The following is a 23,120-nucleotide window of genomic DNA, read 5'->3' as shown; positions in this document are numbered from 1 at the left end:
TTCCCCCCAGGAGCAGTGATGACTTCACCACCGTCCCGGACGCGCCGCCGGGTCGCGGCGGTCGCCGCCGCGCTGGCCGTCCTCGGCGGCCTGCTGGTCCAGACCGCCACCACCGCCGCCGCCTCCGTCCCCGCCACCCCCGCCGGCTGGTCGCTGGTCTGGGCCGACGACTTCAACGGCTCGTCGGGCTCGCTCCCCTCGTCCAACAACTGGATCATCGACACCGGCCACGGCTATCCGGGCGGCCCCGCCAACTGGGGCACCGGTGAGATCCAGAACTACACGTCCAACCCGGCCAACCTGAGCCTCGACGGCACCGGCAACCTGCGCATCACCCCGCTGCGCGCCTCCAACGGCGAGTGGACCTCCGCCCGTGTCGAGACCCGGCGCTCCGACTTCAAGCCCGCCGACGGGCGCATCCTGCGCATCGAAGGCCGCATCCAGATGCCGAACGTCACCGGCGACGCCGCCCTCGGCTACTGGCCGGCGTTCTGGGCGCTCGGCTCCCCCTACCGGGGCAACTACTGGAACTGGCCGGCCATCGGCGAGTTCGACATCATGGAGAACGTCAACGGCCTCAACAGCGTCTGGGCCGTGCTCCACTGCGGCGTCAACCCCGGCGGCCCGTGCAACGAGACCCAGGGCCTGGGCGCCAGCCGCGCCTGCCCCGGCTCGACCTGCCAGTCCTCCTTCCACACCTACCGCTTCGAGTGGGACCGCAGCGTCACCCCCAACCAGCTGCGCTGGTACGTCGACGGCCAGCAGTTCTTCAGCCTGAGCCAGTCGCAGTTCGACGCCACCACGTGGAACAACATGACCGGCCACGCCGGATACTTCCTGCTGCTGAACGTGGCCATGGGCGGCGCCTTCCCGAACGGCGTGGCGGGTTTCGGCACGCCGACCGCCGCCACCGTGCCCGGCCGGCCGATGCTGGTCGACTACGTGGCGGTGTGGCAGAGCGGCACCGGCACCCAGCCGACCGACCCGCCGACCGACCCGCCCGGTGACGGGTTCGACGCGCGCTCCACCATCCAGGCCGAGCGCCGCAGCGCCCAGTCCGGCACCATCACCGAGACCACCACCGACACCGGCGGCGGGCAGAACGTCGGCAGCATCGGCAACGGCGACTGGCTCCGCTTCGACAACGTCGACTTCGGCTCCACGCCCGCAGGGCAGTTCAAGGCCAGGGTCGCGTCCGGGGCGGCGGCCGGCGTGAGCGGGCTCGTCCAGGTGCGGCTCGGCAGCCCGACCGCGACGCCGATCGGCGACTTCGCGCTGGCGAACACCGGCGGCTGGCAGAGCTGGCGGACGGTCCCGGCCAACATCACGCCGACGACCGGCAAGCACACCGTCTACCTGACGTTCAGCAGCGGCCAGCCGGCCGACTTCGTGAACGTCAACTGGTTCACCTTCTCCACGAACTAGAACCCCCCGCCGAGGCCCGTCCTGCCGCAGGACGGGCCTCGCGCCTGCCCGGCCGCGCCATGCCGCCGATGCCGGCGATGCCGCCGATGCCGGTCAGGCGCTGGAGCGCGTCACCAGCCTGGCCGGCAGCACCACAGCCGTGGTGTGCCGGCCTTCCAGCCGCGACAGCAGCAGCCGGGCCAGCGCCATGGCCTGCTCGGTCGGGGACGTCCGCACGGTGGTCAGCGCGGGCGTGGTGTACGCGGCCGCCTCGATGTCGCCGAAGCCCACGACCGCCAGGTCGTCCGGCACCCGACGCCCGGCCTCGGCCGCGCCCCTGAGCGCGTCGATCGCCAGGTGGTCGGAGGTCGCGAGGACGGCGTCCAGCCGGCGCTCGTCGGCGAGCAGCCGGGCCAGGGCCGCCACGCCGGACCCGGCGGTGTCGTCCGCCAGCGCGACGTGCGGCAGTAACCCGGCCCGCCGCAGCGCGTCACGGTGCCCGGCCAGGCGGTCCTGGACGGCGACCAGGTGGGTGGGGCCGCAGATGAGGCCGATGCGCCGCCTCCCCTGCCGCAGCAGGTGCTCGGTGGCCGCGGCGGCGCCGCCGGCGTTGTCGGCGTCCACGTACGGCACGAGCGAGCTGATCGCGGGGCGGCCGAGCAGGACGAGCGGCACGTCGGTGCGGGCGAGCCGCTCGGCGAGCGGGTCGGCCCCGTCCGTCGGGAGCAGCACCACCCCGTCGGCCAGCCGGGCCTCGACGTGCCCGGCGATGCGGCGGTGGCTCTCGGGGGTGTCGGCGAGCATGAGCGTGATCTGCTTGCCGGCCCCTTCCAGGACGCTGGTGACGTACTGGACGACGGCGGCGGTGAGCGCGTCGTCCCGGCGCGGGATGGACAGGACGAGCGCGACCGTGTCGGTGCGGCGGGTGGCGAGGCTGCGGGCGGCCGCGTTGGGCACGTAGCCGAGCTCCTTGACGGCGCGCAGGACGCTCTCGCGGACCTCGGGGCTGACCGCGGCGTCGCCGTTGACGACGCGGGACACGGTGGCGCGGGAGACCTTGGCCCGGGCGGCGACCGTCTCCAGCGTGGGCCGCCTGGGCCGGCTGTCGGCCAGGCCGTTGCGGCGCGCCACGTCGCGGTACCACAGCGCGCTGTCCTTCAGCCGCCGCCGCTGGGTGGCGAAGTCGACGTGCACGATGCCGAACTTGCGCTGGTAGCCGTCGGCCCACTCGTGGCAGTCGAGCAGCGACCACAGCAGGTAGCCGCGGACCTTGGCGCCCTCGCCGAGGCCCGCGAGCAGGGCCCGCAGGTGCTCTTCGAGGAAGCTGACGCGGTCCACGTCGTGGATGCCGTCGCCGGTCACGGTGTCGACGAAGTCGGCCCCGTTCTCGGTGATCATCAGCTCCTGGTCCGGGTACTCGCGGGCCAGGCGGCGCAGCAGCACGGTGAGCGCGCCGGGCACGATGGGCCAGCCCATCGCGGTCACCGCGGTCGGCACGGTGCAGAACAGCACGCCGTCGCTGCCCGGGTAGGCCGGGTCGGCGAGCTGGCCCGGCTGGGCGCGCACCACGCTGGGCGCGTAGTAGTTGACGCCGAGCAGGTCGAGCGGCTGGGCGATGGCGGCCAGGTCGCCGTCGCGGACGTGGCCGAGCCCGGCGGCGGACTCCACGACCTTGAGCAGCCGCTCGGGGTAGCGGCCGCGCAGCATGGGCTCCAGGAACTGCCCGTGGACCAGGTCGTCGATCCTGGCGACCGCGTCGGCGTCCTCCTGCGACAGCTGCCGGCCCGGGTCGGTGACCTGGCCGGGGGTCATCACGGGCGCGAAGTTGAGCACGGCGCCGACCCTGGCCGCGCCGGCCGAGCGCAGCGCCGAGGCGGCCAGGCCGTGCCCGAGCAGCATGTGGTGGGCGGCGCGGAAGGCGTCGGCGGGCGACCGCCGGCCGGGCGCGTGCACCCCGGAGCCGTAGCCGAGGAACGCGGCCACCCACGGCTCGTTCAGCGTGAACCAGGTGTGCACCCGGTCTCCCAGCCTCCCGTGCACGGTCCTGGCGTAGTCGGCGAAGCGGAGCGCGGTGTCGCGCTCCGGCCAGCCGCCCTCGTCCTCCAGCGCCTGCGGCAGGTCCCAGTGGTAGAGGGTCGCGTACGGGGTGATGCCGGCCGCGAGCAGCTCGTCGACCAGCCGCTCGTAGAAGTCGAGCCCGGCCGCGTTGACCTGGCCGGAGCCCGTGGGCAGCACCCGCGGCCAGCTGACCGAGAACCGGTAGGCGCTCACGCCGAGGTCCTTCATCAGGCGCACGTCGCCGGGGTAGCGGTGGTAGTGGTCGCAGGCGTCCTGCGCGTCGGAGAAGGCGTCCCAGATGGACGGCCCCCGGCCGTCCTCCGCGTGCGCGCCCTCGATCTGGTACGCGGACGTCGACACACCCCACACGAACCCGTCAGGGAACGTCCCTCTGCTCATCACTCGTCCAACTCCCCGTGCCTGGCTGAAGTGGCCAGTCTGCCCCGATAGATCGTCGCGCGCCACACGGCCCAGGCGGTATACAGAGCCCGTGGAACTGGACCGGCTGGATCGTGACATCATCGCCGCGCTCGTCGACGACGCCCGGGCGACCTACGCCGAGATCGGGCATGACGTCGGCCTGAGCGCGTCGGCGGTGAAGCGCCGGGTCGACCGGCTGCGCGAGAGCGGCGCGATCACCGGGTTCAGCGCCATGGTCGCGCCGGCCGCGCTGGGCTGGACGACCGAGGCGTACGTCGAGCTGTTCTGCCAGGGCAAGACGAAGCCGTCCGACATCGCGCTGGCCGTGGCCCGCCATCCGGAGGTGGTGGGAGCGGCGACGATCACCGGCGAGGCGGACGCGCTGCTGCACATCAGGGCGACCGACGTGCGGCACGTGGAGCGGGTGATCGAGCGCATCGCCGCGGAGCCGTTCGTGGTGCGGACGAAGAGCGCGATCGTGCTGTCGAGACTGGTCGACAGCCCGCCCGGCGCCAATCTGCCGGAGCCGCGCAACGGATCGCCTGTCCCGGGCTGATACTCGCAACGAATCCGCGCGTCCACGCAACCCCACCCCCTTCCGGCTGCGCGCAGGGCGTTCCTAGGCTGTGCCTCGTCCCCTGACATGGGGAAATCCCCTGCTCGAAGACGACGGAGTCGTGCATGCCCAAACGCTTTCTCATGTGCCCGCCGGAGCACTTCGCGGTCGAGTACGCGATCAATCCGTGGATGGATCCCGCGGCGGGCGCCGACCGCGCCGTGGCGATGCGGCAGTGGGAGAGCCTCAAAGCGGCGTACGAGAGCCTCGGCCACGAGGTGAGCCTGATCGAGCCGGTCGTGGGCCTGCCCGACATGGTGTTCGCGGCCAACGGCGCGCTGGTCGTGGGCGGCCGCGTGTACGGCGCCCGCTTCGCGTTCCCGCAGCGGGCCGCGGAGGGGCCGGCCTACCTGCGCTGGTTCGCCGAGCGCGGCTACCCCACGCTGGCGCCCGAGCACGTCAACGAGGGTGAGGGCGACTTCCTCGCCATGGACGAGCTGATCCTGGCCGGCACCGGCTTCCGTACCCGGGTGGGGGCCCATCACGAGGCACAGGAGTTCCTGGGCCGCCCGGTGGTCTCGCTGCGGCTGGTGGACCCGCGCTTCTACCACCTCGACACCGCGCTGTTCCCGCTCGACGGACGCAACGTCGCCTACTACCCCGACGCGTTCTCGGCGGGCAGCCGCGAGGTGCTGGGGCGGCTGTTCCCCGACGCGGTGCTCGCCACCGGGGACGACGCCGCGGTGCTCGGGCTCAACGCGGTCAGCGACGGCGTCAACGTGGTGATCAACGCCGAGGCGGGCGACCTTCAGCTTGAGCTCAAGAGGCGAGGGTACGAGGTGGTTCCGGTCGACCTGTCGGAACTGCGCAAGGCGGGTGGCGGCCCCAAGTGCTGCACACTCGAGATCAGGGGGGAGAACTGACATGACCACCAGCGCAGAGCTGATCGAGACAAGCGAACTCCGCAGCGCCCACAACTACCATCCGCTGCCCGTGGTGCTCCACGAGGCGCACGGCGCCTGGGTCACCGACGTCGAGGGCAGGCGCTACCTGGACTTCCTGTCCGGCTACTCCTCGCTCAACTTCGGCCACGGCAACGAGAAGATCCTCGCGGCGGCGCAGGAGCAGCTGAGGCAGCTGACGCTGACCAGCCGGGCCTTCTACCATGACCAGTTCGCCCGGTTCTGTGCAGGACTGGGCGACCTGACCGGCAAGGACATGATCCTGCCGATGAACACCGGCGCCGAGGCCGTGGAGACCGCCATCAAGGTCGCCCGCAAGTGGGGCTACCTGGTCAAGGGCGTCGAACGCGACAAGGCCAACATCGTGGTGATGGAGGACAACTTCCACGGCCGCACCACCACGATCATCAGCTTCTCCACCGACCCCGACGCCCGCGCCGACTACGGCCCCTACACCCCGGGCTTCACCGTGGTGAAGTACGGCTCCGCCGACGCGGTCCGCTCGGCCATCGACGACAACACGGTCGCGGTGCTGGTCGAGCCCATCCAGGGCGAGGCCGGGGTGCTGGTGCCGCCGGACGGCTACCTCACCCAGGTGCGCGAGATCTGCACCGAGCAGAACGTGCTGATGATCGCCGACGAGATCCAGTCGGGGCTGGGCCGCACCGGCGAGACGTTCGCCTGCGACCACGAGGGCGTGGTGCCCGACATGTACGTGCTGGGCAAGGCGCTCGGCGGCGGCGTGGTGCCGGTGTCGGCGGTCGCGGCCAACCGGGACGTGCTGGGAGTGGTCAGGCCGGGACAGCACGGGTCCACGTTCGGCGGCAACCCGCTCGCCTGCGCGGTCGGCAACGCGGTCGTGGAGATCCTCAGGACCGGCGAGTTCCAGGCCAGGGCCGCCGAGCTGGGCGTGATCATGCACGCGCGGCTGCGCGAGCTGGTCGGCCACGGCGTGGTGACGGTGCGCGGACGCGGCCTGTGGGCCGGTGTCGACGTCGACCCGTCGCTGGCCGGCGGCCGGCAGGTGTCGGAGGCGCTGATGGCGCGGGGCGTGCTGGCCAAGGACACGCACGGGTCGACGATCCGGCTGGCGCCGCCGATCGTCATCTCCGAGGAGGACCTCCACTGGGCCCTCGACCGGCTCGCCGAGACGATCGGCTCCCTGCGCTGACCCGTGGGCGCCGGCGTGCCCGGCCGGTGAGCCGGGGACGCCGCGCCCGCTGTCATTGGAGCCGTACGGTGTCGACCTTCCTCACGTCGTCGCCCGTGGACTCGTACCAGGTGGCCTCGGCGCCGGGGAAGGTGAGGGCGGCCATCGCGTTCTGGAACCACGGACCCTTGATGATCTTCCAGCGGAAGGGCGGCCTGGGCAGCCTGGCCGAGCGGGCCAGCAGGCCGCCGATCAGCGTGGCGATGCCGAACTGGGTGAACACGTTGGCCCAGCGCAGCAGGCGGCTGAGCGGGTTGCGGATGGGCGAGCAGACGATCTGGTAGATCGGGCTGGTGCGGGCCTTGGCGACGTAGGAGTAGTGGACGTCGCCGGAGAGGATCAGCACCGGCTTGTCCAGCTCGGCGAGCAGCTTGGACAGGTCCTCGAACGAGCGCCGGAAGGCCGCCCAGTGCTCCAGGTCGACGGCCTGGCGGAAGGTCTCGGACATGCGGGCCACGGTCGGGCCCCAGGCGCCGTCGCACAGGGCCTCGTTCCAGTTCTGCACGCCGTGCACGCCCTCGGGGAGCAGGAACGGGATCGACGAGCCGATGATCAGGCGCTCGGCGGGCTTGGCGACCTCCTCCTCCAGCCAGGCCCATTCGAGGGGGTCGAGCATGCGCCGGTCGCCCGGCGTCAGCTGCCTGGCACACCTGGTGTCGATCATGATGAGCCGGGCATGGCCGAGGTCGCGGGAGTAGCTCCACCGGTTGCTGCTCGGCTCGGCGTCGGCCTGCGCGGCGAAGGCGTCGAGCTCGGCCGCGCCGTCGCCGCCGTCGACCAGCTTGCTCAGGAGGGGGTCGGCGGCCCGCTCCTGCGGGGACAGGTTGCCCAGGTGCTGGTAGATCCAGTAGGCGCCGAGCCCGGCGATCACCCTGCGGCTCCACCAGCCGGTCTCCGCCATCTGCCGGCGCCAGGTCTGCGAGGTGTTCCAGTCGTCGCGCAGATCGTGGTCGTCGAAGATCATCGCGCTGGAGACGGTGGACAGCAGCCACTGGATGTCCGGGTCGGTCCAGGCCCTGCGGTAGAGCTCGGCGTACTCCTCGAAGTCGGCGATCTCGTTCTTCGGCTCGGTGTCGCGGCGCTCGCGGATGAACTGCAACATCTCGGCCGAAGGGCTGTCGGCGTAGACCTGGTCGCCGAGGAGCAGCAGCAGGTCCGGCCACTCCTCCTCGCCGGCCTCGGCCAGATGGCAGCCGTAGGAGCGCAGCACGTCGTAGCCGTGGATGAGGACGCTCGCGGTCTCGTGCGGCGCGGTCGTGCGGCAGGAGCCGAACAGCAGGCGCGAGGGGCCCTCGGGCGGGATGAGCCGGATCCGGCTGGGCGGACGGCCTTCCAGCGGCCAGACCCGCGCGCCGTCGAGGGTGACGGCATAGGAGTCGACATTCTGGGAAAGCTCTGTCATGTCGACGATCGCGTAATGATGGCCGTGCACCGTGAAGGTCGCCGACTCGAAAGACCTGCCGGATGCCTCGACGGCGACCGTGCACGGCTCATCGGTCTCCACGAAGATCGAGGCGCTGGCAGAATCGACGTAACGCAACATCGGCCCGACCACCAGTGCGGGCATTACACCCTCCGCTTCGACAGTTCGGCACACTCCGGGCCACAAGCCTGCCAGAGTGGCACCTTCCAGGCATCTGGATCAGCAGCTTGGATCTTACGGGGATCACACATTATCTATTCCCTCACCCTATGATAATCCGTACAAGAACGCCCAAAACGGTTAAAGGCAACGGCGCCTTTACCCCATATATGGCGTACGTAACAGGAGGAAGCTCTCCATGAGTGTCATGGTGCCGTCAACGACGCCGGCACAGATCACCGCGGGCCGCGAGGCCCTCGCATCCGCTCTCTTCCAGCTTGACGGCGCGGCCGAGCGGCTGGGGCTCGACGACGGGCTCCGCACCATGCTCGCCACGCCGCGCCGGTCGCTGACCGTCGCGGTGCCCGTCCGCCGCGAGGACGGCGGCATGGACGTCGTTCAAGGCTACCGGGTCCAGCACAATGTCTCGCGCGGTCCCGCCAAGGGCGGCATCCGCTTCCATCCGGCCATCGACATCCACGAGGTCACCGCGCTCGCCATGTGGATGACGTGGAAGTGCGCGCTGGTCGGCATCCCGTACGGCGGCGCCAAGGGCGGCGTGGCCGTGGACCCGGCCCGCTACACCACCAACGAGCTGGAACGGCTCACCCGCCGCTACGTCAACGAGATCCTGCCGCTGATCGGCCCGGAGAAGGACATCCCGGCCCCCGACGTCGGCACCGACGAGCAGACCATGGCCTGGATCATGGACACCTACAGCGTGAACGCCGGATACGCGGTGCCCGGCGTGGTCACCGGCAAGCCGATGCCGCTCGGCGGCTCGCTCGGCCGGGCCGGCGCCACCTCGCGCGGCGTGCAGATCGCCGCCCTGTGCGCGCTCGGCCGCTCGCCGGAGGGCGTCACGGCCGCCGTGCAGGGCTTCGGCAAGGTGGGCGCCGGAGCCGCGCAGTACCTCGCCGACGCCGGCTGCAAGGTCGTCGCGGTCTCCGACGTGACCGGGGCCGTGTACGCGCCGGGCGGGCTCGACGTCCCCGCGCTGCGGGCCCACGTCGCCGAGACCGGCCAGGTGCGCGGTTACCGCCACGCCGACGCGCTCGGCCTGGACGAGCTGCTGGAGCTGGACGTCGACCTGCTGGTCCCGGCCGCCCTGGAGGGCGCCATCACCGAGGCGAACGCGCCGCGGGTGCGCGCCCGGATGATCGTGGAGGGGGCCAACGGCCCCACCACGCCGGAGGCCGACCGCATCCTGGGCGCGAACGGCACACTGGTGGTGCCCGACATCCTGGCCAACGCCGGCGGCGTGATCGTGTCGTACCTGGAGTGGGTGCAGAACATCCAGGCCTGCTCCTGGACCGAGAGCCAGATCGAGCGCAAGCTGCGCGACCTGATGGAGAGCGCGTTCGGCGAGGTCAAGTCCGTGGCCGCCGAACGCGACCTCACCCTGCGCGAAGCGGCGCACGTCATCGGCGTCGGCCGCGTCGCCGAGGCCCACCGCATGCGCGGCCTCTACCCGTAGAGCAGGCGTAGGGGGCCCGCGGCCACCTCCTCGCACCACCGGTGGAGGTGGCCGCCGGCCTGCCGGGCGAATGAACAGTACCCAGGTTGGGTAAACAATGATGTCGCAGATCAGAGCGCTGATCGTTTCCTGCTAGAAGTAGGTGGGTGTTGAGGTTGGTGCTCTGTCTGGCCCTGCTCGAACCCTCCGGCGCCGCCGAGGCTCCGCAGCGGAACATCCCGGCGCGCAAGGTGCTCACGCCGCACGGCGACCGGCTCGGTTACGCCCCGGTGCCGCGCCCGCTCACCGGCGCGCACCGGCTCACCGGGGTGCTGGTCGGCCGCGACCGCGCGACGGGCGAACGCGTGATGTGCGGCGGCACCGTGCTGCGCTCGCGCAGCCGCAGCCTGGTGCTGACGGCCGCGCACTGCCTGCGCGACCGCGGCCGGACGCTGGAGCAGCTGGTCTTCCTGCCCGGCTACGACGAGGGCCGGCCGCTGCACGGCGTGTGGCCGGTGGTGCGGACGTGGGTGCCGTCCCGCTGGCGGGGCCGCTCGTTCGGGCCCGACCTGCTGCCGTACGACGTCGGACTGGTCGGGGTGGCCGCCAAGCGGCGCGGCCGGCTGGAGGACGTGACCGGGCGCGGGCTGCGCACCCTGGCGACCGGCAGGGGCACCTCGCTGCGCGGGCTCGAACTCCTCGGCTACCCCGGCGGCAGGCGGTATCCGGGCGACCGCATGTACCACTGCGTCGGCGACGCGGTGGAGGGCGCCGAGGACGGGCCGGGCGTGCTGGTGACGCGCAACTGCCACGCGGCGTCCGGCGGCAGCGGCGGCCCCGCCCTGTACGAGGGCGCGGTGGCCGGCGTCGTCTCCTCCTCCAGCCCGCTGCACGACGCCAAGGGCTTCACCGTGCTCAGCCGGCTCGGCGGCACGCCGTTCACCCGGATGTACGAGCAGGCGGACCGCGTCATGAGCCGATCGAGCTGACGATCTCCTCGCAGAGGGCGTGGGTGACGAGGGCGTCGTCGGCCGTGATCAGGCGGCCTTCGGCGACGGCGGCGAGGAACTCCCGGCAGATCGCCTCGATGCCGCGCTGGCGGGCGACCGGCACCCAGTCGGGCCGCCGCCGCAGCGTCTCGCCTCCCGCGTAGTCGATCACGTCGCCGAGGTTGACCACGCGGCGCTTGACGCCGTCCCCCATCACCTCGCAGCTCTCCTCCGCGGCCCCGCTCACCCGGTTCATCACGCCGATGGCGGTGAAGCCGTCGCCGGACAGCTCCAGCACGACGTGCTCCAGCAGCCCGTCGCCGTTCACCCGGGTGCGGAACCGGGAGCCGGTGACCTCGCCCGGCGCCAGGAACCTCAGCGTGTCGACGACGTGGACGAAGTCGTCGAAGACCACCTGGCGCGGGACGCCTGGCTGGCGCTCCCTGTTCTTCTCCATCAGCACCAGGTGGCGGGGCAGCCCGGCCAGCGCGGTATAGCCGGGCGCGCGCCGGCGGTTGAAGCCCACCATCAGCGACCGCCCCTCGGCGCGGGCCAGCTCGGCCAGCCGCTCGCAGTCGGCCAGGTTGTCGGCCAGCGGCTTGTCCACGTACACGTGCACCCCCGCCGTCAGCAGCGTCTCCACGATCTCGGGGTGGGCGGGGGTCGCCGCGTGCACGAACGCCGCGTCCACCCCTGCCTTGACGACCTCGTCCACCGTCGCGGAGCGCCGGTCGATCCGGTAGGCGTCGCCGAGGCGGCGCAGCCTGGCCTGGTCGCGGGTGCACAGGTGCAGCTCGATCCCGGGGTGGGCGGCCAGCACCGGCAGGTAGGCCTTCTCCGCGATGTCGCCGAGGCCGATCATGGCAGTTCTCACGCGTCGAGCGTAGCCTTGAACGCCTCGTCGACGGGGGTGGGCGAGACGCCGAAGGTCCGCTGGAAGGCCGAGGAGTCGAGCACGTACGGCGCGGTGAACTGGTAGCGGACGTGCCGCAGCTCCCCGATCATCGGCTGGACCAGCCCCGCCGCCCGCACCAGCGGCCACGGGACGTGCACCATCCTCGGCGCCGGCCGGCCGAGCAGCCGGGCCATCCGCTCCCCCACCTGGCGGAACGTCATCGGCTCCGCGGTCGGCACGTGCCACGGCCGCCCCCATGCCCGCTCGTCGCCGCCCGCGACGGCCAGCGCCTCAGCCACGTCGGGCAGGTACGTCCAGCTGTGCGGGACGTCGAGCGGCCACACCACCGGGATGGTCCTGCCGGCCTTGAGCGGGGACACGAACCGCGTGCCCAGGTGGGACTGGTCGGTGGCGCCGGGGCCGAAGTAGTCGGAGCCGCGCACCTCGGTCACCCGGATCCGGCCGGCCCGGTGCGCGGCCAGCGCGTCCTCCCACATGCGGGCCCGTACCCGGGACTTGGGGTCGGCGGAGGCGAGCGGCAGGTCCTCGGTCATCGGGCCGGTGACCGGGCCGTAGGAGTAGAGAGGGCCGAGGATCGTCAGCACCGCCCCCGAGGTCTCGGCCGCTTCCAGGAACGACGCGGCCATCGGCGGCCAGTCGGTGAGCCAGCGGTGGTAGCGCGGGTTGACGCAGTTGTAGAGGACGTCCGCGCCCTTGGTGATCTCGGCGAGGCGGCGCCGGTCGGCGACGTCGGCCGCGATCTTGTGGGCTCCCTCGGGGCCGCTGCCGGAGCGGGTCACGACGGTGACCTCGTGACCCCGGTCGAGGAGCTTGCGTGCCAGGTGCGTACCGACCTGGCCGGAACCCACGACGACGTGTCTGCTCATGATCAGCCTGCTTCCGGACGATGTGGAGGACGGCGCTGTGATTGCCGTTCTCGTATGAGAGCGATGCTCTCTCAGGAGAGCACCGATCGTCAAGAGCAGTGCTCTCATTTTTGGCGCTTGCTCTGGTAACGTGCCGCGCATGACAGCGAGCCGAACGGCGCGAGAGCGCGTCAGAGCCGAGCTCACCAGGGAGATCGCCGACATCGCCCGCCGCCGGCTGGCCACCGAGGGGGCGGGCGGGCTGTCACTGCGCGCGGTCGCCCGCGAGATGGGCATGGTCTCGTCGGCGATCTACCGCTACTTCCCGAGCCGGGACGACCTGCTCACCACGCTGATCATCGACGGCTACAACGCGCTCGGCGAGGCCGTGGAGCGCGCCGAGGCCGCCCGCCCGCGCGACGACTTCCTCGGCCGCTGGCTGGCGGCCTGCCACGGCGCGCGTGACTGGGCGCTGGCCCACCCGCACGAGTACGCGCTCCTCTACGGCTCACCGGTGCCCGGCTACGAAGCGCCGCGGGACACCGTCCCGGCCCGGCTGCGCGACGTGACGGTGCTCTCCACCATCCTGCGGGACGCCGTCGAGGCGGGCGCCGCCGACCCGCCGCCGCTCGGCCCGCCACCGCCCGCCACGCTCGTGGCCGACGGGGAGAACATGCGCGTCATCATGGCCGGCGTGCCGGACGCGCTGGTTCTCCGGGCGCTCACATCATGGAGCGCGATGTACGGCTGGCTCAGCCTCGAACTGTTCGGCCAGCTGAACAACGCCGTCGAGGACCGGCACACGGCCTTCGACCACTCGATGCGCACCATGGCCGCCGTCATGGGCCTGCACTAGCGGGTCAGCAGCGGGACCATGACCTCGTCCACGATGTCGACCACCAGCCGGTCGGGGATGGGCGGCCCCTGGAAGAGGAAGTGCTGCCGCAGCAGGGCCTGACCGGTGTCGAGGCGGAGCGGCAGGGCCGCCTCCCGGGAGATTTCGCCGCGCTCGACGGCGCGCCGGGCGATCTCGGCCATCATCTTCCGGCCCGCGCCCTGGGAGTTCTCCCTGAAGGCGCGGCCCCCCGCCTCGTCGCCCAGCGCCTCGGCGAGCAGGCCGCGCATCGCCTCGCCCGCCGGGCCGGCCAGGATGTCGGCCATACCGCGCAGCAGGGCCAGCAGGTCGCCGCGGAGGCTGCCGGTGTCGGGGACCTCCGACACGTCCGGCAGCGAATGATAGACCGAGTCCATGACCAGGGCGACGCGGGTGGGCCAGCGGCGGTAGAGCGACGCCTTGCTCGCCCTGGCCCGCTCGGCCACGCGCTCCATGGTCAGCTTGGCGTAGCCGCTCTCGGCCAGCTCGTCGAGCGTCGCCCGGTAGATCGCGGAGGCGAGCTCCTCGCCCCGGCGGCGCGGCAGTTTGCGGTGGTCGGTGACCATCTCCGTCATCCTATCCAGCCGCCGTGACGACGCCCGCGTCGCCGTCCACGGTGACCCGCTGCCCGTCGGCCAGCGCCGCGGTGCCGTCGCCGGTGCCCATGACGGCGGGGATGCCGTACTCCCTGGCCACGATCGCGGCGTGGGAGGCGAGGCCGCCGGTGTCGACGACCACCGCGGCGGCGCGCTGGAACAGCGGCGTCCACGACGGATTCGTGTAGGGGCAGACCAGCACGTCGCCGCCGCGGAGCTTGCCGAACTCCGACGGGTCGCGGACGACGGTGACCGGCCCGGTGGCGGTGCCGGCGCTCGCGGGGGTTCCGGCGACGAGCGCGTCGGCGGTCTCGCGGGCGGGGAAGACGGCCCTCGGGTCGATGAGCCGCACCCCGGCGAGCTCCTCACGCCGGGCGGTCCGCGCGGTCACGGCGGCCCGCAGCCGCCGGGCGTGCGCGTCGCCCAGCGCGGCCACGTCCCCGATCTCCTCCAGCTCCTCCAGCCTGAGATGGAAGACGTCCTCGGGGGTGTCGAGCACGCCCGCGTCGCGCAGCCTGCGGCCGATCTCCACGATGGACCGGCGCAGCACGGGCAGCGGCAGCGTGAAGACGAAGTGGCTGTCCTCGCGGAAGGCGACGCCGGCCCGGGCGGCCTGCACCTTGCGCACCATCCTGTCCCGTCCGCGACCGCCTCGCAGCCGCGGGTGGGCGAGCAGCCGGTCCAGCACGTCGTCGCCCCCCGCGGGCCGGGGCGGCCCCGCGGCCAGCACCCGGACCAGGCCGAGCACGGTCTCCGGCGCGTCAGCCCAGGTCGGCGGGGTGACGAGCAACGGGCTGGCGCCCTCCCTGTGGCCGTACTCGGCGAGGAACTCCCGGAACCTGACCTCGAACGCCTCGGGCAGCGGGTCCCGGTCGAGCGCGCCGGTGCGTGCGGCCTCCTCGGCCAGCTCCTCCAGGGCCAGGTTCGCGTCGCCGGTGCGGGTGCGGGCGCCGGCGATCAGGTCGCCGAACAGGTCGGCCCGGCCGAGCAGCTTGAGCGCGACGAGCAGCCGCAGCAGCGACAGCCCGCTGCGGGGCAGGTAGTCGATGCGCAGCGCGGCCACCGGCCGCACGGCGGCCAGCACCCGGCGCGGCGTCCCGACGAGCTCCGGCCAGGGCAGCGCGGCCAGGTCGAGCGCCATGAGCGCGCGCACGCCGTCGAGATAGCGCGGGAAGCGCGGGTCGTCGGTCCACCGGGCGGGATCGTACCGGCGGGCCTTGGCGGCGATCAGGAACGGCGCGACGAGCGCCTTCGGCCCGGGGCGCGGGCGGGGCGGCACCAGCCGGTAGACGACCCCGTCCTCCTCTTCGAGGAACCCCTCGAACGCGCCGCGCAGGCCGAAGTGGCCCGTCACCGTGCCCATGAGCCCGGCGGGCCCGTGCGGCAGCCAGGTGGACATGTCAATCGGATAGGGACGGACCGGCACGTACTCCATCAGGATGGTGGCGAGCCTGCGCCGGAGCGGGTTGAGCCTGCCGAGCGGGGGCGGCGGCAGCGCGGTCATCGGCCGGGCCTGCACCAGGCTGACCTCGCCGTCCGCGTACGTCCACTCGATGTCCTGGGGGCGGCCGAAGCGGCGGGCCGCCTCGGTGCCGAGCCGGGCCAGCTCGCGCAGCACACTGCCGGGCAGGCGCGTGCCGGGCGCGCCGGCGCCGCTCTCGTGGCTGACCCCGCCGCCCGCCAGGGCGCGGATCACGACCTCGCGCCGGCCGGGCGCGAACTCGGCGATCTCCCCCTCAGGGGTGAGCACGTAGTGGTCGGGCGTGACGAGGCCGGAGACGACCGCCTCCCCGAGGCCGGTTCCGGCGTCGACGACGAGCCTGCCGCGGTCGCCGGTGACGGGGTCGGCGGTGAACATCACGCCCGCCGCCTCCGCCTCCACCATGCGCTGCACCACGACGGCGATGCGCACCTCGGCCGGGTCGATGCCGAGCCGGTCGCGGTAGGCGACGGCGCGCTCGGACCAGAGCGAGCCCCAGCAGCGGCGGACCGCGTCGATCAGCGCGTCCTCGCCCACCACGTTGAGATAGGTGTCCTGCTGCCCGGCGAACGCGGCGCCGGGCAGGTCCTCGGCGGTGGCGCTCGAACGCACCGCCACCGGCCCGGCGCCGAGCTCGCGGTAGGCGGTCAGGATCTCCCGGCGCAGGGCGTCCGGCATCTCCAGGTCGTCGAAGTACGCGCGCGTGACGTTTCCGGCGGCCACCAGGTCATAGGCGGCGGTCGTGACGACGAACCCGCCGGGGACGGGGAAACCGCCCGCGATCAGCTCGCCGAGGTTGGCTCCCTTCCCGCCCGCGAGGGCGAGGTCGCCACGGCCGAACGAACGCAGGGGGGCGACGAGTGTCATGAGGTCTCCTGGGCGTGAGCGGTGGTGCGAAGAGGACGCGCCGGCAGCGCCAGCGCGAGCAGGAAGGCCACGCCGAGCAGCGGCGACATGGCCGCGAGCACCGGTGGGACGGCCTCGGCGAAGGCGGCGCGCGCGCCGGCGTCCAGCCGGTCGCCGGCGCCGGGCAGGCCGCCGGCGAGGCGCGAGGTGATGAGCGCGCCGACGAGTGCGACGCCGGCGGAGGCGCCGATCTGGCGCAGGAACGTCACCGACGACGTGGCCGCGCCCAGATCGGCGTGGCCGACCGCGTTCTGCGCGGCCAGCACCATGACCTGCATGACGAGCCCGACCCCGAGCCCGATCAGCAGCAGCGCGCCGGCCAGCGCGGCCGGGTCCGGGGCCGCCAGCGGCAGCGCGGCCAGCCCGGCCGCGGCGAGCGCGGTGCCCGCCACGGGGTAGCCCTTGTACCTGCCGGTCCTGGTGATCAGCCTGCCGGAGACGACGGTGGTGGTGAGCATCCCCGCCATGAGCGCGGTGACCAGCAGCCCGGCGCCGGTGGCCGAGGCGCCGTGCGCGATCCGCACATAGGCGGGGATGTACGAGACGGTGCCGAAGAGCGCGAACCCGATGAGCAGGCTGACCGCCACCGGCACGGCGAACGCCCGGTCCCTGAACAGCCGGAGCGGCAGGATCGGGTCGGCGGCGCGGCGGGCGGTGACCAGCCAGGCCGCCACGGCGAGAGCGGTCAGCGCGAGGAAGGCGGGCTCGCGGGTCTGGCCCAGCATGACCACGCCGACGACGGCCAGGCCGAGCGTGACCGCTCCGGCGACGTCGACCGGGGCGCGCGAGCGGGGTCTGGGCAGCTTCAGCGTGACGGTGAGCACCACGAAGGCCAGCAGCCCCAGCGGCGGGTAGACGGCGAAGATCCACCGCCAGCCCGCCGTGTCGACGAGGAACCCGCCGACCAGCGGTCCCCCGACGGCGGCCACCACGTAGGCGGCCCCGATCAGCCCGAGATAGCGGCCGCGCTCGCGAGGGCTGACGACCTCGCCGATGATGGCCTGGGCGCCGATCATCAGACCGCCCCCACCGACCCCCTGCACCGCGCGGAACGCCACGAACTGCGGCATCGTCGCCGCCGTCGCGCAGAGCACGGCTCCGGCCACGAAGACCACGATGGCGATCTGCATCAGCGGCTTGCGGCCGAACCGGTCGCCGAGCTTGCCGTACACCGGCATCACGACGGTCGCGGCCACCAGGTAGGCGGTGATCACGGTCGGCATCTGGTCGAGCCCGCCGAGGTCACCGGCCACGGACGGCAGGGCGGGCGTCATGATCGTCTGATCGAGCGCGCCGAGCAGCATGGCGAGCATCAGCCCGGTCAGCACGACGATCATGTCACTCCTCCTTAGAGAACGGCTCGTTCTCTAAGGAGGGTAAGCCTGATTCTTAGGAAACGCAACGTTCACTATTTGGTCGTCGCACTGATCAGGCGGTCGAGTCCCGGGCAGAGCGACTCCCCCGGCCGCCGCTCCTCCGGGCTCGCCGGGGACCGCCATCGCGCAGGCCGAGTCCGCGGTTCGTCGATGGCGCGTTCGACGAGAGGCCGCGTCCACGATCCGATCGCTCAGCTCTTTTCGTGGCATTCGACGAATATGGTCGGGGTTCTTCAACATTTGAGGCAGATTTGCTTTTTGACATGGGCGCTCTCTGTTCACTTCCACGGACCATGGAGATAGTCAGAGCAATCGTACATTTGTGAATAAATCCTAGGTGCTCTCATACTTTCAGCGTCCTTTCGCTTGTTTTGATGAGGTGACGGTGATTACCGTCTGAACGACATGGGGGACGCCGCCTCCTGATCTGGGTTCTGGTGGAGCGAGCCGTACGAGGGGAACATCGTGGCTGACCTCGATCGCGACGCGATGCGGGCCGCTGCGGAGCGGATCCAGCGGTTGTCGGACGAGCACTGGTGGGCGCTGACGCCTTCCTGCCGCCTCATGGAGAGCGACACGTGGGTGGGACCGACCGGCGCCCGGTTCGACACGCAGGTCCACGCCGACCAGCGAGAACTCCAGGCGATGCTCAAGCAGGCCGTCCACAGCGCCAACGCGAAGCTGGCCTCGACCCCGGACACGCCATGAGCGGATTCAGCGGGGTCAAACAGGCCGAGTTCGACACGATGACCAGCAAGCACGCCGAAGCGGCGGGCCGGCTGGAAGAACTGGCCCGCACGCTGCACCGCGAACTGCGTGGGGCCGGACTCGACACCGCCCCGGCGGCGCGACTGCGCGAACTCGCCCGGCGGATCACCACCCAGGCCGAAGACCTGAGGCGGCGGCAGCAGCTCGTCCATGAGTTGCAGCGCCAGAAGGCCGCCTTCGGCAGGAGCACCTCCGCCGGAAGCTTCATAGAGATGCCCGACCGGCTCGAGGACGCCAAGGACCTGCTGGACGGCACGGTGGCCGGTAGGGCCGCACTGCGGGCCGCCGAGGGTGACGAGCAGGCACTGGCAGAACTGGAGAAATATGTATCGAGAGCAGGCGACCCGGAATTCGTGAACGCGTTTCTCGCCGCGATCGGCGCCCGGGGGGTCACGCGGATGGTCGGCTCGGTCACGACGATGCTGCGTGACGCCATGAACCGCGACGACTCCGAGCGTAAAACCCGGCTCGCCGTCTCGAGCAGGAACGTCCTCAGCATGCTGAGCATCTCGCTCGCCAAGGGCACCGACCCGGACAATCCCGCGTACCTGGGTGACGAATTCCTGGACGACCTGGTGCGGGAAGGACGGGCCCAGCACGCGACGGACGACGGCGGGACGTACCTGGGATACCAGGCCCAGGCGCTCATCTGGCGAGCGCACGACGGGACGCCGCCGTACTCGAAGAAGTTCATGGAGGTCGTCGGGCGCGACGTGATCGTGTACGAGCGCGAACAACGCCAGGACACATGGGCGGCGAGCCAGGACCCGCTGGGCCGCGCCTTCGGAACCGCCCAGATTCCCATCGTCGACCTGGCCGGCTCGCTGGGCCTCGGCACCCTGATGAGGCCGGGAGCCCCGACAAGAGGGCTGGTCACGAAGAGCTCGTCGATGGTGGAGGACCTGTTCCACGCCGCGAAGTCCAGCCGGGAGGCTTCCCACGCTCTGCTCGACCATACTCCGGCCGGGTGGAACGAATCCGTGCTGGATTATCTGCTGACGACCCGGTGGGGCGCGTCCCGGTACCTGGACGACTACGAACCGATCTCCGGCATGCTCATCACGGCGACCACCGGCCAGGACTCGATCAGCAAGAAACTGGCCGCCCAGCTGATCAAAACCACCTCGGACGAGATCCGCGAGGCGTTTCAGCGGGGCGGCGACAACCTGGAGATGAGAGATAGGGAGATCTTCGATCGATATGCTCCCTTGAGCTATCCGCTGGCCCGCGCCATCTCAGCCAACATCGACCAGCTGTCCAGGCTCTACCTGAACCACGCAGTTTGGGACGCCGTTTCTCCTGAGGACATGTCGTACGCGTTGGTGCTGGCCGGTTCCGACGACAAGGGCTTCGAGGCGCTGGCGAGAGCACAGACCGAACAGATGCGCGCCGCACTCGACACCGTTCCTCCAGTAGGGCTCAGTATCTCCAGCGCACAGGAGTTCGGCTTCACCGCAGCTGACGTGAGGAGGTTCGATCTCAACGGAAACGGCCGGATCGACAGAACCGACACGATCCAGTTCTTGAAGGACCGGACCACGGAGCAGGCAAGCCTCTTCAATCACATCGTAGAGTCCCGCCGTCAGGTGCTCATCGCTCAAGGACTTGACGACAAGAAGGCCGATGAGGCGCTGAAGGGAATGGTGGCGAATGCCATCGGCTTGATTCCGGTGCCAGGCGCAAGACAGGCAGGCATTTTGGCGGGTGGAGTCTTCGGGGAAATCATCGGCAGGGGGTACGAACAGCTTGCCGGGATTGGATACGACCAGATCGCCGAGCAGGTCGCCCTCCGGATGTCCACCAGTCACCGAGAACTGGACGAGACGTACCGAACGTTGGCGGACAACCGGCTGGGAACAGAGAGGCTGGCAGAGCAAATGATCGCCACGGCTCTGCTGAGTAAAGGGGCACTCGATGGACTGGATCTCGGAGGTGCGTCCTTCGCCATAAACGACCCGCCACGGATCAAACCATTTCCCGAGATGTCTGCTCAAGAATACGGCCAGTATCTTGCTTGGGCTCGCACGGCAGGCGGAAGCAGCGAAATCATCAGCACCTTCGAAGAAGCTTTCCGAAGGGTCGGTAAGGTGCACGACTACCTGAGTCTCGACAACGATAGCGGCTCCCCGTCCGGCGGTGATGAGTGATACACGTCCGTCTATACATTCTTCTGACTGGTCTGACAGTTCTCACCCTGGCCTGCGCCAACAAACCCCTCGCCCTATCCACACCTGCCCCGACTCCTCAACCGGCCGAAGATTCTGCACCATACATCTGCAAGCTTATCCCGGTGCAAGCTTTGCGGCTTGTCAGTGGTTCTACTGAGCCTCTGAATGAGAGAACAGATGGCAATGAAAGAAATGGTGACTGTCGGACTACCGACACCAATGCCCGCTTCCTGGAAGTGTGGTGGATGCAGGAAGGCATTGGGACGCCTAAAGGACATCTCGATTCTCTGATCAACGGCAGGCTTACCATCTATAAAAGACATGGAGGAGTAGATCTTCCCGCCGATCTGGGTGATGGTATGGCCGCTTATCTGACCGAAGGCCTATTGGCCGAGCAGCCGTACCAAGTAAGTGCGAAATTCCGTTGCGGCGGTACAGAGCGCATGATCGATATTTATCTGACGCAGGTCGCCAAAGGCCGGGATGCCATGAAGGATCTGACCGATCTCATGCGCATCGCCCAGAAGCGCTACAGCCACATCCACGCCTGCGCCCTCAACCCCCGGTGAAACACCTCGACCGCACCCCCATGGTCAGCGGGGCGCGGTCGAGGAATGGTGCGGCGTCGGGCCTTGTGGGCGGTGCGCCGGTCACCGGGGCCCCGCAGGTCGTGCGGGGCCGGTGGGGAAGCGGTCAGCGGGATGCGCGGTTGACCGCGGAGATGATGGCCTTGAGTGAGGCGGTGGTCGTGTTGGCGTCGATGCCGACCCCCCACAGCACTGTGCCGTTGACGTCGCACTCCAGGTAGGAGGCCGCCTTGGCGTCGGTGCCGGCGCTCAGGGCGTGTTCGACGTAGTCCAGCACGCGTACCTTGATGCCCGCGGCGGAGATGGCGTCGATGAAGGCGGAGATGGGGCCGTTGCCGATGCCTTCGAGTTCGCGGATCTCGCCTTCGACGCGGACGTCGGCGTTGATGCGGACCTTCTCGTCGACGGTGGAGTCGTGGCGGTGGGCCATGAGGCCGAGGCGGCCCCAGCGGTTGCCGGGCGTGGGCAGGTATTCGTCCTGGAAGATGGCGTACATCTGGGCGGGGGTGATCTCGCCGCCCTCGGCGTCGGTGCGCGCCTGCACCACCTTGGAGAACTCGATCTGCAGCCGTCGCGGCAGGTCCAGCTGGTGGTCGGCCTTCATGATGTAGGCGACGCCGCCCTTGCCGGACTGGCTGTTGACCCGGATGACGGCCTCGTAGGTGCGGCCGATGTCCTTGGGGTCGATGGGCAGGTACGGGACGGCCCAGGTCTGGTCGTCGACCGGGATGCCCGCGGCCGCGGCGTCGGCTTCCAGGTGTTCGAAGCCTTTCTTGATGGCGTCCTGGTGGGAGCCGGAGAAGGCGGTGTAGACCAGTTCGCCGCCCCACGGGTGGCGGGGGTGGACGGGCAGCTGGTTGCAGTATTCGACGACGCGGCGGATCTCGTCGATGTCGCTGAAGTCGATCTCGGGGTCGACGCCCTGGGAGAACAGGTTCATCCCGAGGGTGACCAGGCACACGTTGCCGGTGCGTTCGCCGTTGCCGAACAGGCAGCCTTCGATGCGGTCGGCGCCGGCCATGTAGCCCAGTTCGGCGGCGGCGACGGCGCTGCCGCGGTCGTTGTGCGGGTGGAGCGACAGGATGATCGAGTCGCGGTGCCGCAGGTTGCGGTGCATCCACTCGATCTGGTCGGCGTAGACGTTGGGGGTGGCCATCTCGACCGTGGCCGGCAGGTTGATGATCACCTTGCGGTCGGGGGTGGGCTGCCACACCTCGTTGACCGCGTCGCAGACCTCGATGGCGTACTCCAGCTCGGTGCCGGTGAACGACTCGGGCGAGTACTGGTAGAAGACGTCGACGTCGGTGGCCTCGGCCAGTTTCCTGACAAGTTTGGCGCCTTCGACGGCGATGGCGGTGATGCCTTCCCTGTCCATGCCGAAGACCACGCGGCGCTGCAGCGTGGAGGTGGAGTTGTAGAGGTGGACGATGGCCTGCTTGGCGCCGCGCAGCGACTCGAAGGTGCGCTCGATCAGCTCGGGCCTGGCCTGGGTCAGCACCTGGATCACCACGTCGTCGGGGATCCGGCCCTCTTCGATGATCTGGCGTACGAAGTCGAAGTCGGTCTGGGAGGCGGCGGGGAAGCCTACTTCGATCTCCTTGTAGCCCATCCGGACCAGCAGCTCGAACATCTGGAGCTTGCGGTGGGCGTCCATCGGGTCGATCAGCGCCTGGTTGCCGTCGCGCAGGTCGACGGCGCACCAGCGCGGGGCCTTGGTGATGACCTGGTCGGGCCAGGTGCGGTCGGTCAGCCGGATCGGCTCGAAGGGTTGATAGCGCTGGAACGGCATGCGGCTGGGCTGCTGAGCTGTCATCGGATCGCTCCTGGATGTCGGTCGAGAGAGCGGCCGACGCGCATGACTGGCTCCGCGGCGAGGGAGCCGGCCTTTAGAGGCCCCCGCCGCGGCAGCTAAGAAGGAGCCCGCGCAGCATGCGACTCACGGTATCAGACGTCTCGGCGTGGACCGG

18 protein-coding genes are annotated in these 23,120 nt (G+C 70.8%); 10 read left to right on the top strand and 8 right to left on the bottom strand.

Annotation, left to right across the window (positions count from 1 at the left end):
* Positions 1–18: 18 nt before the first annotated feature.
* The gene (locus ACQEUU_RS13225; RefSeq protein WP_433064928.1) at positions 19–1,425 is read left to right on the top strand and encodes a glycoside hydrolase family 16 protein; all 1,407 of its coding nucleotides are present in this window, start codon (positions 19–21) and stop codon (positions 1,423–1,425) included.
* 93 nt (positions 1,426–1,518) lie between these two features.
* On the opposite strand, the gene ACQEUU_RS13220 is transcribed toward ACQEUU_RS13225, so the two are convergent.
* Positions 1,519–3,861, bottom strand: coding sequence for a GH1 family beta-glucosidase (locus ACQEUU_RS13220; protein ID WP_433064925.1), 2,343 nt, complete (start codon positions 3,859–3,861; stop codon positions 1,519–1,521).
* A 91-nt stretch (positions 3,862–3,952) separates the two neighbouring features.
* On the opposite strand from ACQEUU_RS13220, the gene ACQEUU_RS13215 reads away from it, so the two are divergent.
* From ACQEUU_RS13215 to rocD, 3 genes are all read left to right on the top strand, one after another.
* Positions 3,953–4,438, top strand: a complete 486-nt coding sequence (locus ACQEUU_RS13215) for an Lrp/AsnC family transcriptional regulator (protein WP_433064922.1) — start codon at positions 3,953–3,955, stop codon at positions 4,436–4,438.
* 125 nt (positions 4,439–4,563) lie between these two features.
* On the top strand, positions 4,564–5,361 hold the full coding sequence (ddaH, locus tag ACQEUU_RS13210) for a dimethylargininase (RefSeq protein ID WP_433064919.1): 798 nt from the start codon (positions 4,564–4,566) through the stop codon (positions 5,359–5,361).
* A gap of 1 nt (position 5,362) precedes the next feature.
* The gene (gene rocD, locus ACQEUU_RS13205) at positions 5,363–6,571 is read left to right on the top strand and encodes an ornithine--oxo-acid transaminase (protein WP_433064917.1); all 1,209 of its coding nucleotides are present in this window, start codon (positions 5,363–5,365) and stop codon (positions 6,569–6,571) included.
* Between the two features lie 52 nt (positions 6,572–6,623).
* Here rocD and ACQEUU_RS13200 read toward each other — a convergent pair whose 3' ends face one another.
* Entirely contained in the window at positions 6,624–8,177 is a 1,554-nt protein-coding gene (locus ACQEUU_RS13200; RefSeq protein WP_433064914.1) for an alkaline phosphatase D family protein, read from the bottom strand.
* Positions 8,178–8,391: 214 nt separating this feature from the next.
* On the opposite strand from ACQEUU_RS13200, the gene ACQEUU_RS13195 reads away from it, so the two are divergent.
* Positions 8,392–9,669 carry a Glu/Leu/Phe/Val family dehydrogenase gene (locus tag ACQEUU_RS13195; RefSeq protein ID WP_433064911.1) on the top strand — a complete coding sequence of 426 codons (1,278 nt, stop codon included), beginning with the start codon at positions 8,392–8,394 and terminating at the stop codon, positions 9,667–9,669.
* A gap of 146 nt (positions 9,670–9,815) precedes the next feature.
* On the top strand, positions 9,816–10,637 hold the full coding sequence (locus tag ACQEUU_RS13190; protein ID WP_433064908.1) for a trypsin-like serine peptidase: 822 nt from the start codon (positions 9,816–9,818) through the stop codon (positions 10,635–10,637).
* Here the strand turns inward: ACQEUU_RS13190 and ACQEUU_RS13185 are convergent.
* Together ACQEUU_RS13185 and ACQEUU_RS13180 are read right to left on the bottom strand one after the other, a co-directional pair.
* Positions 10,618–11,511 (bottom strand): Gfo/Idh/MocA family protein, encoded by an 894-nt coding sequence (locus tag ACQEUU_RS13185; protein WP_433064906.1) that lies wholly within the window; start codon positions 11,509–11,511, stop codon positions 10,618–10,620. The two genes, ACQEUU_RS13190 and ACQEUU_RS13185, sit on opposite strands and share 20 nt — an antisense overlap.
* Complete coding sequence (locus ACQEUU_RS13180) at positions 11,508–12,419, bottom strand: NAD-dependent epimerase/dehydratase family protein (protein WP_433064903.1); 912 nt, start codon at positions 12,417–12,419, stop codon at positions 11,508–11,510. Before ACQEUU_RS13180 ends, ACQEUU_RS13185 begins: the two co-directional genes overlap by 4 nt.
* Positions 12,420–12,558: 139 nt before the next feature.
* Between ACQEUU_RS13180 and ACQEUU_RS13175 the strand changes: the two genes are divergently transcribed.
* Positions 12,559–13,254 (top strand): TetR/AcrR family transcriptional regulator, encoded by a 696-nt coding sequence (locus ACQEUU_RS13175; protein WP_433064900.1) that lies wholly within the window; start codon positions 12,559–12,561, stop codon positions 13,252–13,254.
* Here ACQEUU_RS13175 and ACQEUU_RS13170 read toward each other — a convergent pair.
* From ACQEUU_RS13170 to ACQEUU_RS13160, 3 genes are read right to left on the bottom strand one after another with little or no spacing between them, the layout of a single operon-like run.
* Complete coding sequence (locus ACQEUU_RS13170) at positions 13,251–13,838, bottom strand: TetR/AcrR family transcriptional regulator (protein WP_433064897.1); 588 nt, start codon at positions 13,836–13,838, stop codon at positions 13,251–13,253. The two genes, ACQEUU_RS13175 and ACQEUU_RS13170, sit on opposite strands and share 4 nt — an antisense overlap.
* 10 nt (positions 13,839–13,848) lie before the next feature.
* Complete coding sequence (locus ACQEUU_RS13165; protein ID WP_433064894.1) at positions 13,849–16,215, bottom strand: PEP/pyruvate-binding domain-containing protein; 2,367 nt, start codon at positions 16,213–16,215, stop codon at positions 13,849–13,851.
* Positions 16,212–17,591, bottom strand: coding sequence for an MFS transporter (locus ACQEUU_RS13160; RefSeq protein ID WP_433064891.1), 1,380 nt, complete (start codon positions 17,589–17,591; stop codon positions 16,212–16,214). The genes ACQEUU_RS13165 and ACQEUU_RS13160 overlap by 4 nt, the downstream gene beginning before the upstream one ends.
* A gap of 504 nt (positions 17,592–18,095) precedes the next feature.
* Between ACQEUU_RS13160 and ACQEUU_RS13155 the strand changes: the two genes are divergently transcribed.
* The 3 genes from ACQEUU_RS13155 (at position 18,096) to ACQEUU_RS13145 (ending at position 21,135) form a co-directional block, all read left to right on the top strand.
* Complete coding sequence (locus ACQEUU_RS13155) at positions 18,096–18,338, top strand: hypothetical protein (RefSeq protein ID WP_433064888.1); 243 nt, start codon at positions 18,096–18,098, stop codon at positions 18,336–18,338.
* Positions 18,335–20,545, top strand: coding sequence for a hypothetical protein (locus tag ACQEUU_RS13150; protein ID WP_433064885.1), 2,211 nt, complete (start codon positions 18,335–18,337; stop codon positions 20,543–20,545). The genes ACQEUU_RS13155 and ACQEUU_RS13150 overlap by 4 nt, the downstream gene beginning before the upstream one ends.
* Before the next feature lie 143 nt (positions 20,546–20,688).
* Positions 20,689–21,135 carry a hypothetical protein gene (locus ACQEUU_RS13145; RefSeq protein ID WP_433064883.1) on the top strand — a complete coding sequence of 149 codons (447 nt, stop codon included), beginning with the start codon at positions 20,689–20,691 and terminating at the stop codon, positions 21,133–21,135.
* 124 nt (positions 21,136–21,259) lie between these two features.
* Here the strand turns inward: ACQEUU_RS13145 and leuA are convergent, their stop codons facing one another.
* Positions 21,260–22,966: a 2-isopropylmalate synthase gene (gene leuA / locus ACQEUU_RS13140; protein WP_433064880.1), complete on the bottom strand. Its 1,707-nt coding sequence runs from the start codon at positions 22,964–22,966 to the stop codon at positions 21,260–21,262.
* Between the last annotated feature and the right edge of the window lie 154 nt (positions 22,967–23,120).

The sequence above is a fragment of the Nonomuraea sp. CA-218870 genome (genome assembly GCF_050936535.1).
In the GTDB taxonomy this organism is placed as follows: Bacteria; Actinomycetota; Actinomycetes; order Streptosporangiales; family Streptosporangiaceae; genus Nonomuraea; species Nonomuraea corallina.
The sequence above is the reverse complement of the archived record's forward strand: the minus strand, read 5'-3'. Positions and strand labels throughout refer to the sequence as shown.

Bases quoted from the DNA above. Each gene is read 5' to 3' on its own strand.
- ACQEUU_RS13150 (WP_433064885.1), top strand. From the start codon at position 18,335: ATGAGCGGATTCAGCGGGGTCAAACAGGCCGAGTTCGACACGATGACC.
- ACQEUU_RS13170 (WP_433064897.1), bottom strand. From the start codon at position 13,838: ATGGTCACCGACCACCGCAAACTGCCGCGCCGCCGGGGCGAGGAGCTC.
- ACQEUU_RS13175 (WP_433064900.1), top strand. From the start codon at position 12,559: ATGACAGCGAGCCGAACGGCGCGAGAGCGCGTCAGAGCCGAGCTCACC.
- ACQEUU_RS13180 (WP_433064903.1), bottom strand. From the start codon at position 12,419: ATGAGCAGACACGTCGTCGTGGGTTCCGGCCAGGTCGGTACGCACCTG.
- ddaH (WP_433064919.1), top strand. From the start codon at position 4,564: ATGCCCAAACGCTTTCTCATGTGCCCGCCGGAGCACTTCGCGGTCGAG.
- ACQEUU_RS13220 (WP_433064925.1), bottom strand. From the start codon at position 3,861: ATGAGCAGAGGGACGTTCCCTGACGGGTTCGTGTGGGGTGTGTCGACG.
- ACQEUU_RS13195 (WP_433064911.1), top strand. From the start codon at position 8,392: ATGAGTGTCATGGTGCCGTCAACGACGCCGGCACAGATCACCGCGGGC.
- ACQEUU_RS13165 (WP_433064894.1), bottom strand. From the start codon at position 16,215: ATGACACTCGTCGCCCCCCTGCGTTCGTTCGGCCGTGGCGACCTCGCC.
- ACQEUU_RS13160 (WP_433064891.1), bottom strand. From the start codon at position 17,591: ATGATCGTCGTGCTGACCGGGCTGATGCTCGCCATGCTGCTCGGCGCG.
- ACQEUU_RS13200 (WP_433064914.1), bottom strand. From the start codon at position 8,177: ATGCCCGCACTGGTGGTCGGGCCGATGTTGCGTTACGTCGATTCTGCC.
- ACQEUU_RS13225 (WP_433064928.1), top strand. From the start codon at position 19: ATGACTTCACCACCGTCCCGGACGCGCCGCCGGGTCGCGGCGGTCGCC.
- leuA (WP_433064880.1), bottom strand. From the start codon at position 22,966: ATGACAGCTCAGCAGCCCAGCCGCATGCCGTTCCAGCGCTATCAACCC.
- rocD (WP_433064917.1), top strand. From the start codon at position 5,363: ATGACCACCAGCGCAGAGCTGATCGAGACAAGCGAACTCCGCAGCGCC.